The following is a 12782-nucleotide window of genomic DNA, read 5'->3' on the forward strand; positions in this document are numbered from 1 at the left end:
CTAGCGTCCGATGGTATCCGCTAGAAGCCGCGCAAGGGTCGCCTGATCCAGATAGCCGGTCGCGGTCAGGTTACCTTGCCGCTGATAACGACTGATCGCGCGGCGTGTGTCGTTGTCAAATTGCCCGTCCACCCGCCCGGGGTTGAACCCCAGTTGTTGCAGGCGGCTCTCGATCAAACGTCGCAAGATCGGATTGATGTTCAACGCCTCTTCGCGCGCGCGCGCTTCCTCATTGTCCGTCTCTTGACTGCCCGCCTCTTGCGCCGCCGCAAGCCCGTCGCGTGCCTGATCGGCAAAGAGACCTTCGGGATACCGCTCAAGATAGGCGCGGTAGCCTGCAACCGTGCCGCGTGCGCCGGTTTCTTCCCAATAATCGCGGTCAAGGGCCAATGCTTCTTCGCGCGCCCGCTCTTGCTCGGCTTCAATCTCGGCAGCGCGGCGGCTGGCCTGCGCGTCGATCCGGTTGATTTGCTCGGTTGTCAGATAAGACGTCTGCGGGAACCCGTTGTTTTGCTGCCAGTTGCGGATAGCGCTGCGCGTACCGGGGCCAAAAATACCATCGACACCGCGGGTGTCGAACTCCAGCAAAGTCAGGTTGCGCTGAATGGCGCGCCGCTCGTTGCGGGTTAGGTTCAGCCCGTCTTCCTCGATCTCGGCCTGACGGATCGGGTCACTTTCGATCTGATCGAGCCTGCGGCGCGCTTCGGACACATAAGGGCTGCGCGGATAATCGAAAATGAAGGTGCGATAACTGTCTGCGGTGTTCGCCTCTTGCGCATCATTCCAGGCGGCAAGGCTCGGGTCGATTTGCGGGCGGCTTGGCGCAGGCGCAGGCGCAGCTTCATCCGTCTGCATGATCAGGCTTTGCGGCTGGAACCCCTGCATATTCAGACGGCGGTTATCGCGAACATAAGCCATGACATCACCTCCGGGAACGGCCACGGCATCCGTCAGGACACCTTCGATCTGCTGCGGTTCACCATAGATAATCGTAACCCCTTGCGGGATATCCAGACGCCCGACGCCCTCGCGCAGGTAGCGGCCAAAACTGTCGAAGCCGTCCTGATCATAGCCAAGCACCAGAACAGCCTGGCCCGGCGCACGCGACAATACATCCATCACCGTATCGACCGAAATTGCATCGTCCAGACCGAAGGGCGTGGGTGTATCGGAATCTTCTGCCAAGAACCACGTCCGCGCGCCGTCTGTCGCAAAGCGGCCAGAAAGCGCGACGACCAGACGGTCAGCTTCCAAAGCTTCTGCGGCGAACCCTTCAAGCAACCGGCGCATATCCGGGGCAGATCCGTTCGACAGGCTCGAAACCGTATAGCCTGCATCGCGCAGATCCTCTGCCGCATCCAAAATGTCGGTGGCGTCATTCACGCGGCGAAAATCATCATACCGCTCGACACCCATCAGTAGGGCCTGATCTTCGGCCACTGCAGGCAAAGCAAGGCCGGTCAATGCGATGATCAGTGATAGTTTGCGCATGACGCAACTCCTTTGGTTAGTGCTGCGGTATCCCTCAAAAGGGCGACCTTCACCAAAGGACGCTATCCCGACGGTCGTCTGCTATTCAATAGCGTGGCATAAACCCGTAGGTAATGTGCGGTTTTCCTACTCCGCCACGACCGGTGCATCCGCCTTTTCCACACGGACAGCCGCAAACTTGAATTCGGGGATCTTGCCATAAGGATCGATGGCCGGATTGGTCAGAACATTTGCCGCAGCTTCGACGTAGGCGAAGGGAACGAACACCATATCAGGTGCCACGGCCCGATCCTCGCGTGCCATGATCGTGATGCTGCCGCGCCGCGTCGAGAGTTTGACCATATCGCCCGGTTCGACCCCCATCTTGCGTAGTGTGGAAGGATGCAGTGAACAGTTCGCTTCCGGCTCGACCGCATCCAGAACCTTGGACCGGCGGGTCATGGACCCTGTGTGCCAGTGTTCCAACTGCCGCCCCGTCGTCAGGATCATCGGATACTCCGCATCTGGCGCTTCATCCGGAGCAATAACGCTGGCAGGTGTAAACTTGGCGCGTCCGTTTTCCCGCGGGAAACCGTCGCCAAACACAATCGGCTGACCGGGGTCCGTTGGTGACAGCGACGGATACGTCACCGCGTTTTGCGCCTCGAGGCGGTCCCATGTGATGTTGGAAAGCGACTTCATCAAGATCGCCATTTCCCCGAAGACCTGTGAGGGATGCGTATAGGTCCAGTGAAGGCCCAGCCGTTTGGCCAGTTCTGTCGTGATCCACCAGTCTTCCTTCGCTTCGCCCGGTGGTGGCACCGCAGGGCGGCCCATCTGGACCTGCCGGTTGGTGTTGGTGACCGTTCCGGTTTTTTCCGCAAAGGCCGACGCTGGCAGGATCACATCCGCAAAGTTCGCCGTTTCGGTGATAAATATATCCTGCACGACAAGGTGGTCGAGTTTTGCCAAAGCATCGCGGGCATGTTCGACATCAGGGTCGGACATGGCGGGGTTTTCACCAAGAATATACATGCCATGGATATCACCCGTATGCACGGCATCCAGAATTTCAGTGACCGTCAGGCCCTTGTTGGGATCAATTGATCCTTCCTGCCAGATTTCCTGAAAGGCAGAGCGCACACCATCATCGCCAACAGGCTGATAATCGGGCAGGAACATCGGGACCAGACCTGCATCAGATGCGCCCTGCACATTATTTTGGCCGCGCAGCGGGTGCAGGCCCGCGCCGGGGCGACCCACCTGCCCTGTCATCAGCGCCAGACTGATCAGACAGCGGGAATTATCGGTGCCGTGGATATGCTGGCTGACCCCCATCCCCCAGAAGATCATCGCCGCGTTGGCCCCCGCAAAGGTCCGCGCCACATCGCGCAGGGTTTCGGCAGGGATGCCGCAGATGTCTTGCATTTTTTCAGGCGTGAAATCTGCAAGATGCGCTTTTTCCGCCTCCCAGTTTTCGGTGTAGGCTTCGATGTATTGCTGATCGTAAAGCCTTTCTTCGACGATCGTGTGCATGATCGCGTTCAGCATCGATACATCCGCGCCGGGGCGGAACTGCAGCATATGCGACGCGAACCGCTTGAGCGCCTGACCGCGCGGATCCATCACGATCAGCTTGCCACCGCGCTTGGTGAATTGCTTGAAATAGGTCGCAGCGACAGGGTGGTTCTCGATAGGGTTAGCACCGATCACGATGGCCACATCGGCGTTTTCTATCTCATTGAAGGTCGCCGTGACCGCGCCCGACCCCACGTTCTCCATTAGCGCAGCAACGGATGACGCATGGCAAAGCCGCGTGCAGTGATCGACGTTGTTGTGCCCGAACCCCTGACGGATCAGTTTCTGGAAAAGATAGGCCTCTTCATTGGTGCATTTGGCCGAGCCGAAGCCAGCGATCCCCTTGCCGCCGATATCCTTCATCCCTTTTGCCGCAAAATCGAGCGCTTCATCCCACGTCGCTTCGCGGAAATGGGTTTGCCAGTTACCGGGGTCGACATTGAGGCCCTTTGCGGGGGCGTCTTCGCGGCGGATCAGCGGTTTTGTCAGGCGGTGATCATGGTGGATATAGTCAAAGCCAAAGCGCCCTTTGACGCACAACCGCCCTTCGTTCGCAGGGCCGTTGATACCCTCGACAAACTTGACCTTGTCGTCCTTGATCTTGAGGCTGACCTGACAGCCGACGCCGCAGAAGGGGCAAACGCTTTCGACCTCGCGGTCGTAATCCTTGGTGTCGCCCATCTGGTTTTCGTCGGTGACAGTTGCGGGCAGCAATGCCCCCGTCGGACAGGCCTGCACGCATTCGCCACAGGCCACGCAGGATGACGCCCCCATGGGATCGTCCATATCGAAGACCGGATAGGCGGTGCTGCCCCGCCCGGCCATGCCGATCACGTCGTTGACCTGCACTTCGCGGCAGGCCCGCACACACAGGCCACATTGGATGCAGGCATCAAGGTTCACCGACATCGCAACATGGCTGTCGTCAAGCAGCGGAATGTGGTCCGGCTTTTTCTGCGGGAAGCGGCTTGCGCTGACATCCTGTGACGCGGCCATATCCCAAAGATGAGAGGACTTGTCGTGGGCCACCTCTTGCGCAGGTTGGTCAGCGACAAGCAGTTCCATCACCATACGACGCGCCTGCTTTTCGCGCGGCTGATCAGTAGTGACGATCATCCCTTCGGCGGGTTCGCGGATACAGCTTGCGGCAAGCGTGCGTTCACCTGCGATTGCCACCATACAGGCGCGGCAGTTTCCGTCAGAGCGATAGCCGGGGGCGGGCTTGTGGCAAAGATGCGGGATCACAAGACCGCGCCCATTGGCGACTTCCCAGATCGTTTCGCCCGGTTCTGCGGTCACAGACTGGCCATCGAGCGTAAAGGTAATGCGGTCCGACATCAGGATTCTCCGGGTTTCATTGCACAGAATAGACCATTTGCACCGATTTGCCGAAAGGTCATGCGCGACCGCCAGCGGCGCATTTACGCCATACGGGATTTCCGATGGGTTACGGGCGTTTCGGTTACAGGGCAATCAACCCGCCAAAGCACTTTCTACAAAGGCCAGATTCTCACGCACTTCCGGTATGGCCGGATCAAGCGCGCGCGCCTGTCGAAGGGCATTGCGCGCGCCCCGCAAGTCGCCCATGGCATAGCGCGCATTGCCAAGCCCGAATTGCCAAAGCCAGTTATTCGGCCACCGTGCGGCACCCGTTTCGTAAAGCGTTGCAGCAGCCTGAAACTGTCCCACCCGTTCCAAAGCTGCCGCAGCAGACAGAACGTCGGTTTCGCCGACACTGGCCGGCAATCGATCCGGCGGCAGCACCACCAGACCCCAATAGCCACCGCGCCGCCAGGTGCGTTCGAAGACGGCAAAAGCCATCACCATCTGGTTCAACTGGCCAGAGTTCAGGTAAACCTCGTCCTTTGTGAAATCGTAGCCAGTGACGACACCGTAATGCCACACCGGAAAGACACCCAAACCGAGGTTTTGAAAAACAATTACCGGATGGCCTGCCGTGATCTCAGCCAGAAGCTGGTCGAAGTCGCTGATTTCTACCGCCAACTGCCCCAAGCGGCGGCTGCTTCCAATCATATCGGCCAGATATGTTCCGCCCGCACCGGGATTGAAGGCAAGCGCGGCCACTTGCTCTTGGGTCACGTCCGCCCCGGCCCATTGCATGACCATCGCAATGGACGTTGGACCGCAATAAAATGCTTCTTGCTGGATCAAAGGTACACCAGAGACCGCCGCACGCGTAGGCGCGTCAAACGATAGCCGTTCGTCGGGATCAAATGGTTGCGCGCAAGCCGCCAGCCAGCAAAATGCCAGCAGGCAGGCAAAGCGCTTCAGAGGTGACGCTAGCGCACGCACCGCGTGAAGTTGAAGAACCGCGTAAGGCAAAGAAGGTCCGTGACCAGCAGAATCACGAAAACGGTAAACAACGTGCCCAGAATATCCGCACCGGCGCTGTCATTTTCCATCTGCGTCAGCATGGTCGCGATTTCCGCATCGGAAAGCGCAGCAAGGCGCGCCTCGGCTTCGGCGGGATCAATGCCCATTGCGACAATCTCGGCCTGAACCTCTTCGCGCTGGATCTCGTCCATCAGCGCATTGCGGTTTGCCAACGCGGTATATTTACCGATCACCTGATCTGTGCCCAGCATTTCAGCCTGCGCCATTGTGACGGCCTGTGTTGCCAGAAGCATTTGTGCCGACAGCGCGAGTGCGATGCCCTTCTTGCTGAAATTTAGAAAACCCATGTCGATATTCCTGAATGAGCAGCGGGGTCGATATCCGCTGCGTGCCCCTGTTGGTTCCAGTTTTCAGCAATTTCAGTCGTGACGCAACCACTTGCCGTGGATTGTGCCGCCGAACGGCAGTAACCTGACTATGCGAAGGCCATCATGTTGTTGATCAGGAAGATCCGCAAAATCTCGATCCCGACCAATACGATGATGGGCGTCAGATCAATCCCGCCGAGATCGGGCATGATGCGGCGGATGCGACTGTAGATCGGGTCAAGGACACGCTCCAGTCCGTACCAGACCTGACCGACGAATTCCTGCCGGATATTGAGCACCTCGAACCGGATCAGCCAGCTCATAATAAAATGCGCGATCACGAAAAAGCGCAATACGCCGAGAATCAACAGGATGGCTTGGATAATTGTCAGCATTTGAGGCGTACCCTTCGTTTCGTCTGCCATGACCTAAGCGCTCTCTCGCGCCCCGACAAGCCAAAGGTTGCCGCAAGGTCAAAGTTGATGTGCGCGTCAAGTGAACGCATGTCGTGTCGGCAACCAAAGGAGACCGCGCATGTATCCGATCATTCGACTGATCAAAGAGATTGTCAAAAGTCGCAGGATGCCAGCGCTGGAGCCTCTCGGCAGCCATGTTTCCCATCACCGCTGCTGGCCGCAGGACATTGACCAGTTCATGGAAATGAACAATGGCCGCATCCTGACCATTCTGGACCTTGGCCGTACAGGATTGGCCCAGCGCGTGGGTTTGCTGCGGGCCTTGCGCCAAAACGGGTGGGGCATGACGATGGCGGGTGCATCGATCCGGTATCGCAAGCGGATCAGACCCTTCGTCAGGTTCCGCGTCGTCAGCAAGACCGTCGGCTGGAGCGAACGGTTCTTCTATCTTGAACATACCATTTGGATCGGCGGAGAATGCGCGGTTCAGGCCCTGTTCCGGTCTGCGGTGACAGACAAAAACGGCATCGTGAACCCCGCCAGAGTGTTTGCCGCCGTCGGCAGGGACCAACCATCGCCGGAAAAACCGGCTTGGGTGCAGGCTTGGATTGACGCCGACAACACCCGTCCTTGGCCGCCCGAGGACGATGGCAGGTCCTAGGAAAGACGTCTTGCCAGCCAAAGCCTTATCTGTGTCTTATCCCGTCAGGGAAGAGCAGGGACAGGCATATGGCAGTCGCTAGGAAACGCATCTGGGGGTGGATGGCTTTTGATTGGGCATCGCAACCTTTCTATACGCTTGGCCTGACGTTTATCTTTGGTCCTTATTTCGCAGTTGTCGCAACCGAATATTTCCTTGGTACAGGCATGACAGACGCCGCCGCCGATGCCCGCGCCCAATCGGTCTGGTCGGCAGGGCAAACCGTTGCAGGCCTGCTGATCGCCTTCAGCGCCCCGTTTCTGGGGGCCTTTGCTGACAATTCAGGCCGCAAGATGCCGTGGATCGCGTTTTTCTCGGTGGTTTATGTGGTCGCCACATTCATGCTGTGGGGGCTGACGCCGGATGGGTCAGCGCTCATCTTCATGCTGGTCATGTTCTATCTGGGCTTCTTTGCTGCCGAGAGCGCGTTGAATTTCGTCAACGCGATCCTCCCGTCACTGGGCAACGACAAAGAGGTCGGGCGCATATCAGGCTCGGGTGCCGCCTTTGGGTATTGGGGCGGTGTGACGTCGCTTTTTATCATGCTGCTGTTCTTTGCGGAAAATGATCAGGGGGTCACGCTGCTGGGGACCGCACCGCTGTTCGGGTTGGACCCGGAGGCGCGCGAAGGCACCCGCTTTGTCGGGCCGTTCATTGCGATCTGGTACGCCATATTCATCATCCCTTTCTTCATGTTCGTCCGTGACGACCCGAAGGCTCAAAAGAAATCAACCAGGCTGGGCGCTGTCTGGGGTGAATTGATGGAGACGTTGCGCTCCGTACTTCACCGCAAAAGCCTGCTCAGCTTTCTCGTCGGGTCCATGTTCTACCGGGATGCGCTGAATGCGCTTTATGCGTTCGGCGGGGTTTATGCGGCACTGGTGCTTGATTGGCAAACAATCCAGATCGGTGTCTTTGGCATCATCGCCGCGATTGCCGCCGCCATCACCACATGGCTGTCCGGGTTGGCCGACGCACGCTATGGCCCAAAGCCGGTGATCCGTGTCGCAGTCTGGGTTCTGGTTCTTGTGTCCGTCGTGATCGTCGGCATGTCGCGCGAGGCGATTTTCGGTCTACCCTTTGCCCAAGGATCCGGGACGCCGGACATCATCTTCTACATCTGCGGCGTTTGCATCGGTGGCGCAGGTGGTGCGGTCTATGCCTCATCCCGCTCGATGATGGTGCGCCACACGCATCCGGACCGCCCGGCCGAAGCATTCGGCCTTTTTGCGCTGACCGGCAAAGCCACTGCGTTTCTGGCCCCTGCGCTGATTACCTTGTTCACGGTAATGACTGGTAACAATCAATTAGGGTTTCTGCCTGTAATCTTCCTTTTCCTGATCGGGCTTTTGTTGTTACGGTGGGTCAATAAAGACGGAGATCGCGTAGAATGGTCCGCTTCATAATCGCAGCAGTACTCAGCCTTGGACTGACCGCATGTCAGGCCGAAGAACCGCCTGTCGTCAGTATGGCCAGCCAGAATTTCAACGACAACCGCATCGCCAAGAACCTGTTTGGCGCGATGCCGACAGGTTCGCCACAGGCATCACAGCCCTTTGGTGGATATGCCCGTGGCTGTCAGGCCGGCGCGCAGCAGTTGGCAGAAACCGGACCGACATGGCAGGCGATGCGCCTGTCGCGCAACCGCAACTGGGCGCAACCCAAGGCGCTTGATTTTGTCCGCGACCTCAGCCGGTTTGCCGCCACCCAACCGGGATGGAATGGCCTTTATATCGGCGACATGAGCCAGCCCCGCGGCGGGCCGATGCTGACGGGGCACGCCAGCCACCAGACGGGTCTGGATATTGACGTCTGGATGCTGCCGCCGGACCGGCTTGATCTGACCGTGCAGGAACGTGAAAATATTTCCTCAGTCTCGATGCGCCGGAACGCCGGCGCTTTTACCAACGACCGCTGGACCCCGCAGCACGAAGCGATTGTCCGCGCGGCAGCCTCTGACCCACGCACAGCGCGTATCTTTATCTTTCCCGGAGCAAAGGTTGCCATGTGCAATTCGGCCACCGGTGATCGTAGCTGGCTGAACAAGGTTCGTCCCTGGTGGGGACATCACTACCATTTCCATGTCCGGCTGAATTGTCCGGAAGGTGCGACAGGCTGCGTCGATCAGACACCGCCGCCTTCCGGCGATGGGTGTGATGACGCTCAGGCTTGGGTGGACCGCATTCTGAACCCGCCGCCACCTGACCCGAACGCGCCACCGCCGACACCCCGCGCAGAGCTGACAATGGCCAACCTGCCGGGCCAGTGCCAATCCGTCCTGAACGCCGAATAGGTGCTTCGTATATTATGTCTATTGGCCCTTCTGAGGGCGGTGCCGGTCTTTGCCGATGCCACCTTGCTTGGCAGTTTTCACTGGGTTGTTTCCGACCCGAATTTTGGTGGATTTTCGGCGATTGAACTGACACCGGACGGCGACAGTTTCATCGCCCTCACGGATCGCGGTTTTATCGCGCAAGGCAAGATCACCAGACATGGTTCCGCCATCGCAGGTATTGAAGTCAAGACCTTGCGCAGGCTGCTCGGGCCAACCCGTGCGCCGCTTGCCGATGCTTTCAGTGACAGCGAAGGGTTGGCAATCGGACCAGACGGTACGCTTCATATCTCGTTTGAGGGCGAACATGGCATCAGGTCGTTTGCCGCCATGGATCAACCGGGCTCACATTTGATCGCATCACCGACGTTTGCCGACTTCCAGCTAAACGCTTCACTTGAAGCTCTGGCGATTGGGCCGGACGGCGTACTTTATACGGTGCCGGAAAGATCAGGTCTGGCGATACGTCCTTTTCCGGTGTTTCGCCTTAAATCCGGTGTCTGGGATCAACCATTTGAAATTCCCCGCAGGGGCTCCTTCCTGATTTCCGGCGCCGATATCGGCCCCGATGGGCGCCTGTATATTCTTGAGCGCGACTTTGCCGGCATCGGGTTTCGCAGCCGCGTACGGCGTTTCGATCTGGACGGCAGCGGCGAAGAGGTGATCCTCGAAACCCGTCTGCGCACACATGATAATCTCGAAGGGATCAGCATCTGGCAGGATGCCGATGGCCTGCGCATGACGCTGATTTCCGACGACAACTTTCGCGCATTCCAACGCACAGAGATCGTGGAATACAGATTGACGGACTAGGCGGGCGGCGTTAAGTCGCCGTGTCCCCGACGAACGGGGGCCAAGTGCCGCACCCTTGTCAAAACGGAAAATAATTCAATGACACGTATCCTTCCCGGCGTTATCGCCATGGCCACCATCGTTGTGGCGTCTAATATCCTTGTGCAATTTCTGATCCTTGATGGGCTGCTGACGTGGGGGGCGTTCACCTATCCGCTCGCTTTTCTTGTCACCGATGTGACGAACCGCGTCTATGGGGCCAGCGCCGCGCGGAAGGTTGTGTTCTCGGGGCTGGTTGTCGGGATCATCTGTTCGCTGATCGGCAGCCAAATCATGCTGCAGGGGGACGGATTTGAATACCCTGCCGTTGCATTGCGTATCGCGATCGGGTCTGCGACGGCTTTTCTGGTGGCCCAGCTTTTGGACATTGCCGTGTTCCATCGCCTGCGCGACGGGTCTTGGTGGAAAGCCCCATTGGGGAGCACGCTTGTCGGGTCTACCGTCGATACCGCGATCTTCTTTTCCATCGCATTTGCGTCTGTTTTCAACAGCTTGAGCGCATCTGCCGCAGACGAAGTCATGTGGGCGCAGGACACGGCACCCTTGTTGCTGACCGGACCTGATGCGCCGCTTTGGGTGACACTGGCCATTGCCGACTGGGGTGTGAAGCTTTCGATCGCGCTGATCGCTTTGGTGCCGTTTCGCATCATTGTGACGCGTCTGCTGCTGCGAAGCACATAAACACGAAATCAGGTATCTTTTTACTTGAAATATACCAAATCTGTGCTTTTCTACAGTGAGGCGAAACATTTGAAAGGAGGTGATCCAGTGCATCATGAGGTATTGGAGAAGTGTGTCGGGACAACTTGGGAGGACCGCAGCTAGGGCAGCCCTTGGCTGACGAAAACCCCAAGGTGGTGATCCTAACCGACCCACCTCCGTAATTCAGGAAAGGGCCATCCCACAGCCGGGGGTGGCCCTTTTTCTTTCGTAAAACAGGCGTATGTAATGCGTACAGAACCTGTACAGAACCTGTACAGAACCTGTACGTACACGCATGTTGCAACTGTAGGAGCCTCCGGCGGGAGTTTTTAGGCCAAGATGAAGATCAACGAACAGATCGAAATTGCGGATTGGGAGCTGACGGAAAGCTTTGCGCGGTCGTCCGGCCCCGGTGGGCAGAACGTGAACAAAGTGTCCACCGCCGTCGAACTCCGGTTCGAGGCGGCGCGGTCCCCGCACCTGCCCGCCCCTGTGAAGGCGCGGTTGAAACGGCTGGCAGGGCAGAAATGGACCAAGGAGGGCGCGGTTGTGATCTTTGTGCAAGAGACCCGTTCCCAAGCGCGCAACCGCGAGATCGCGCGGGAGCGTCTGGCGGACCTGATCCGCAAGGCGCTCGTGGTCGAAAAACGCAGGCGGGCGACAAAGCCGACCTATGGATCGGTGAAGCGGCGGTTGAAGGAAAAGAAGGTGCGCGGGGAGGTGAAGGCGTTGCGGGGGAATGTCGATCCAGATGGATAGGGCGGGGCCTACGGGTGTTTGGACATACCGTGGGGTGTGCGATTTCCGCACGCGACGACCGACGGATAGCGTTCAATTCATGCGTAACCAACGCTTGCTGCTTGGATGTGACTTGGATCAGTAGCGCACAACAGCGAACAACTATTACTTATCGTCACTCAAGATCGCTCTTCTTTTAACTTTGCGAATTCTTTCAGTCCAAGATGGACCTTCAGTCTATTGACGCTCGGATCCCACTTTGCATTGGAGTCTAGATATCTAAAAGCCCAACCCGAGCCACCTTTTCCCATTCTTGTCTCATACCCTATCACCGAAAAACGGTATAGCAGTTCCAACGCTTCTGCCGGTCCTACGCCATTCTTCGATGACTTCATCTTTTTGTAATTCTTAATAAACTCATCTCTTTGAAATGTGATCGTCTCAGATTTGGAACAAACCGCTAAAGCATCATCCCATTCTGACCAGTGCGGGTTCATCTCGTCATCAAGCTCCGCCTTAAGATAATCAGAGTACGAAGCACGCGAACCATTAATATCATCATTTACAAACACTAATGGTTCATCACTGCGCTTCTTCGCTATTTCAAGCGCTTCATTCAGGAACTGAATCACATCTCTTGGCCGCATGAATGTTCGTGAAAATATATGACTTAGCTTTGGCTGACTGCCTCTCATCTTACCATCATCAGATATTTTGTCCCAACTCGCATCTTCACCAAGTTTCGATATTAATCTAACGTCAATTAGTTTCTTAAGTGATTCTTCGTTCCATGACAGTTCAATTGAAGAAGTTCTGGAAATTTTATTCTTATCTGAGAATGAAATTTGCTCCCATATATCAGTTCGCAGGTAAACAATTGGACAAATGTTTGCGCGCAATTGAGTATCACGGCTAATTTCTCTGGCCGCGAGTATCAAACCAATCAGCATGTTTGAGCGACTCTCATCAATTTGATCTAAGCCTTGATCTAACTCATCAAAATGTAAGAAAAGCCGAGCAATACCAAGTTCAGAAATTGCTGTCGTTACATCATGCAGGATTGAATTAGTCAGGGCATTAAGTTCGGCGCCCAATACAGTTGTGGTGTCTTTACGTCGAAAGTTGATCGTGGCGAGCGCAATACCGGACAGTTGAGGTCCAATACTAGGGTCAGGACCCATTGAATTCAGCTCCTGAGCGTGATTCACCGGGCGAAAACGGAGCGGTGATATGTCTGATCTTTTCTGGCTGACCGATGCGCAGATGGCGCG

At 57.0% G+C, this 12782-nt stretch carries 12 protein-coding genes; 6 read left to right on the forward strand and 6 right to left on the reverse strand.

The window, feature by feature from the left end:
- The 5 genes from R6T97_RS05185 to R6T97_RS05205 all read right to left on the reverse strand — a co-directional run bounded on the left by R6T97_RS05185 (position 1) and on the right by R6T97_RS05205 (position 6166).
- Positions 1-1491, reverse strand: coding sequence for a peptidoglycan-binding protein (locus tag R6T97_RS05185; protein ID WP_410348236.1), 1491 nt, complete (start codon positions 1489-1491; stop codon positions 1-3).
- Between the two features lie 126 nt (positions 1492-1617).
- A complete protein-coding gene (fdhF, locus tag R6T97_RS05190; RefSeq protein WP_410348237.1) occupies positions 1618-4386 on the reverse strand; it encodes a formate dehydrogenase subunit alpha in 2769 nt (922 codons plus the stop codon).
- A 135-nt stretch (positions 4387-4521) separates the two neighbouring features.
- Positions 4522-5391 carry a PA2778 family cysteine peptidase gene (locus R6T97_RS05195; RefSeq protein ID WP_410348238.1) on the reverse strand — a complete coding sequence of 290 codons (870 nt, stop codon included), beginning with the start codon at positions 5389-5391 and terminating at the stop codon, positions 4522-4524.
- A complete protein-coding gene (locus R6T97_RS05200) occupies positions 5349-5750 on the reverse strand; it encodes a PA2779 family protein (protein ID WP_410348239.1) in 402 nt (133 codons plus the stop codon). The genes R6T97_RS05195 and R6T97_RS05200 overlap by 43 nt, the downstream gene beginning before the upstream one ends.
- A gap of 128 nt (positions 5751-5878) precedes the next feature.
- Positions 5879-6166: a YggT family protein gene (locus R6T97_RS05205; RefSeq protein WP_410348240.1), complete on the reverse strand. Its 288-nt coding sequence runs from the start codon at positions 6164-6166 to the stop codon at positions 5879-5881.
- Between the two features lie 139 nt (positions 6167-6305).
- Between R6T97_RS05205 and R6T97_RS05210 the strand changes: the two genes are divergently transcribed.
- From R6T97_RS05210 to arfB, 6 genes are all read left to right on the forward strand, one after another.
- Positions 6306-6848 carry an acyl-CoA thioesterase gene (locus tag R6T97_RS05210; protein ID WP_410348241.1) on the forward strand — a complete coding sequence of 181 codons (543 nt, stop codon included), beginning with the start codon at positions 6306-6308 and terminating at the stop codon, positions 6846-6848.
- A gap of 68 nt (positions 6849-6916) precedes the next feature.
- Positions 6917-8293: an MFS transporter gene (locus R6T97_RS05215; RefSeq protein WP_410348242.1), complete on the forward strand. Its 1377-nt coding sequence runs from the start codon at positions 6917-6919 to the stop codon at positions 8291-8293.
- Positions 8278-9180, forward strand: a complete 903-nt coding sequence (mepA, locus tag R6T97_RS05220) for a penicillin-insensitive murein endopeptidase (protein ID WP_410348243.1) — start codon at positions 8278-8280, stop codon at positions 9178-9180. Before R6T97_RS05215 ends, mepA begins: the two co-directional genes overlap by 16 nt.
- Positions 9181-10032 carry an esterase-like activity of phytase family protein gene (locus R6T97_RS05225; protein WP_410348244.1) on the forward strand — a complete coding sequence of 284 codons (852 nt, stop codon included), beginning with the start codon at positions 9181-9183 and terminating at the stop codon, positions 10030-10032.
- A gap of 78 nt (positions 10033-10110) precedes the next feature.
- Positions 10111-10752, forward strand: a complete 642-nt coding sequence (locus R6T97_RS05230; RefSeq protein WP_410348245.1) for a queuosine precursor transporter — start codon at positions 10111-10113, stop codon at positions 10750-10752.
- A 360-nt stretch (positions 10753-11112) separates the two neighbouring features.
- Positions 11113-11532, forward strand: coding sequence for an alternative ribosome rescue aminoacyl-tRNA hydrolase ArfB (gene arfB / locus R6T97_RS05235; protein ID WP_410348246.1), 420 nt, complete (start codon positions 11113-11115; stop codon positions 11530-11532).
- Positions 11533-11690: 158 nt separating this feature from the next.
- Here the strand turns inward: arfB and R6T97_RS05240 are convergent.
- Positions 11691-12782 (reverse strand): P-loop ATPase, Sll1717 family (locus R6T97_RS05240; protein WP_410348247.1); only part of this gene is annotated, 1092 nt, incomplete at its 5' end.

Source organism: Yoonia sp. (assembly GCF_046498525.1).
In the GTDB taxonomy this organism is placed as follows: Bacteria; Pseudomonadota; Alphaproteobacteria; order Rhodobacterales; family Rhodobacteraceae; genus Yoonia.

Excerpts from the sequence above, each read along its gene's own strand:
- R6T97_RS05230 (WP_410348245.1), top strand. The coding sequence starts at position 10,111 with ATGACACGTATCCTTCCCGGCGTTATCGCCATGGCCACCATCGTTGTG.
- R6T97_RS05215 (WP_410348242.1), top strand. The coding sequence starts at position 6,917 with ATGGCAGTCGCTAGGAAACGCATCTGGGGGTGGATGGCTTTTGATTGG.
- R6T97_RS05185 (WP_410348236.1), bottom strand. The coding sequence starts at position 1,491 with ATGCGCAAACTATCACTGATCATCGCATTGACCGGCCTTGCTTTGCCT.
- fdhF (WP_410348237.1), bottom strand. The coding sequence starts at position 4,386 with ATGTCGGACCGCATTACCTTTACGCTCGATGGCCAGTCTGTGACCGCA.
- R6T97_RS05205 (WP_410348240.1), bottom strand. The coding sequence starts at position 6,166 with ATGCTGACAATTATCCAAGCCATCCTGTTGATTCTCGGCGTATTGCGC.
- mepA (WP_410348243.1), top strand. The coding sequence starts at position 8,278 with ATGGTCCGCTTCATAATCGCAGCAGTACTCAGCCTTGGACTGACCGCA.
- R6T97_RS05200 (WP_410348239.1), bottom strand. The coding sequence starts at position 5,750 with ATGGGTTTTCTAAATTTCAGCAAGAAGGGCATCGCACTCGCGCTGTCG.
- arfB (WP_410348246.1), top strand. The coding sequence starts at position 11,113 with ATGAAGATCAACGAACAGATCGAAATTGCGGATTGGGAGCTGACGGAA.
- R6T97_RS05210 (WP_410348241.1), top strand. The coding sequence starts at position 6,306 with ATGTATCCGATCATTCGACTGATCAAAGAGATTGTCAAAAGTCGCAGG.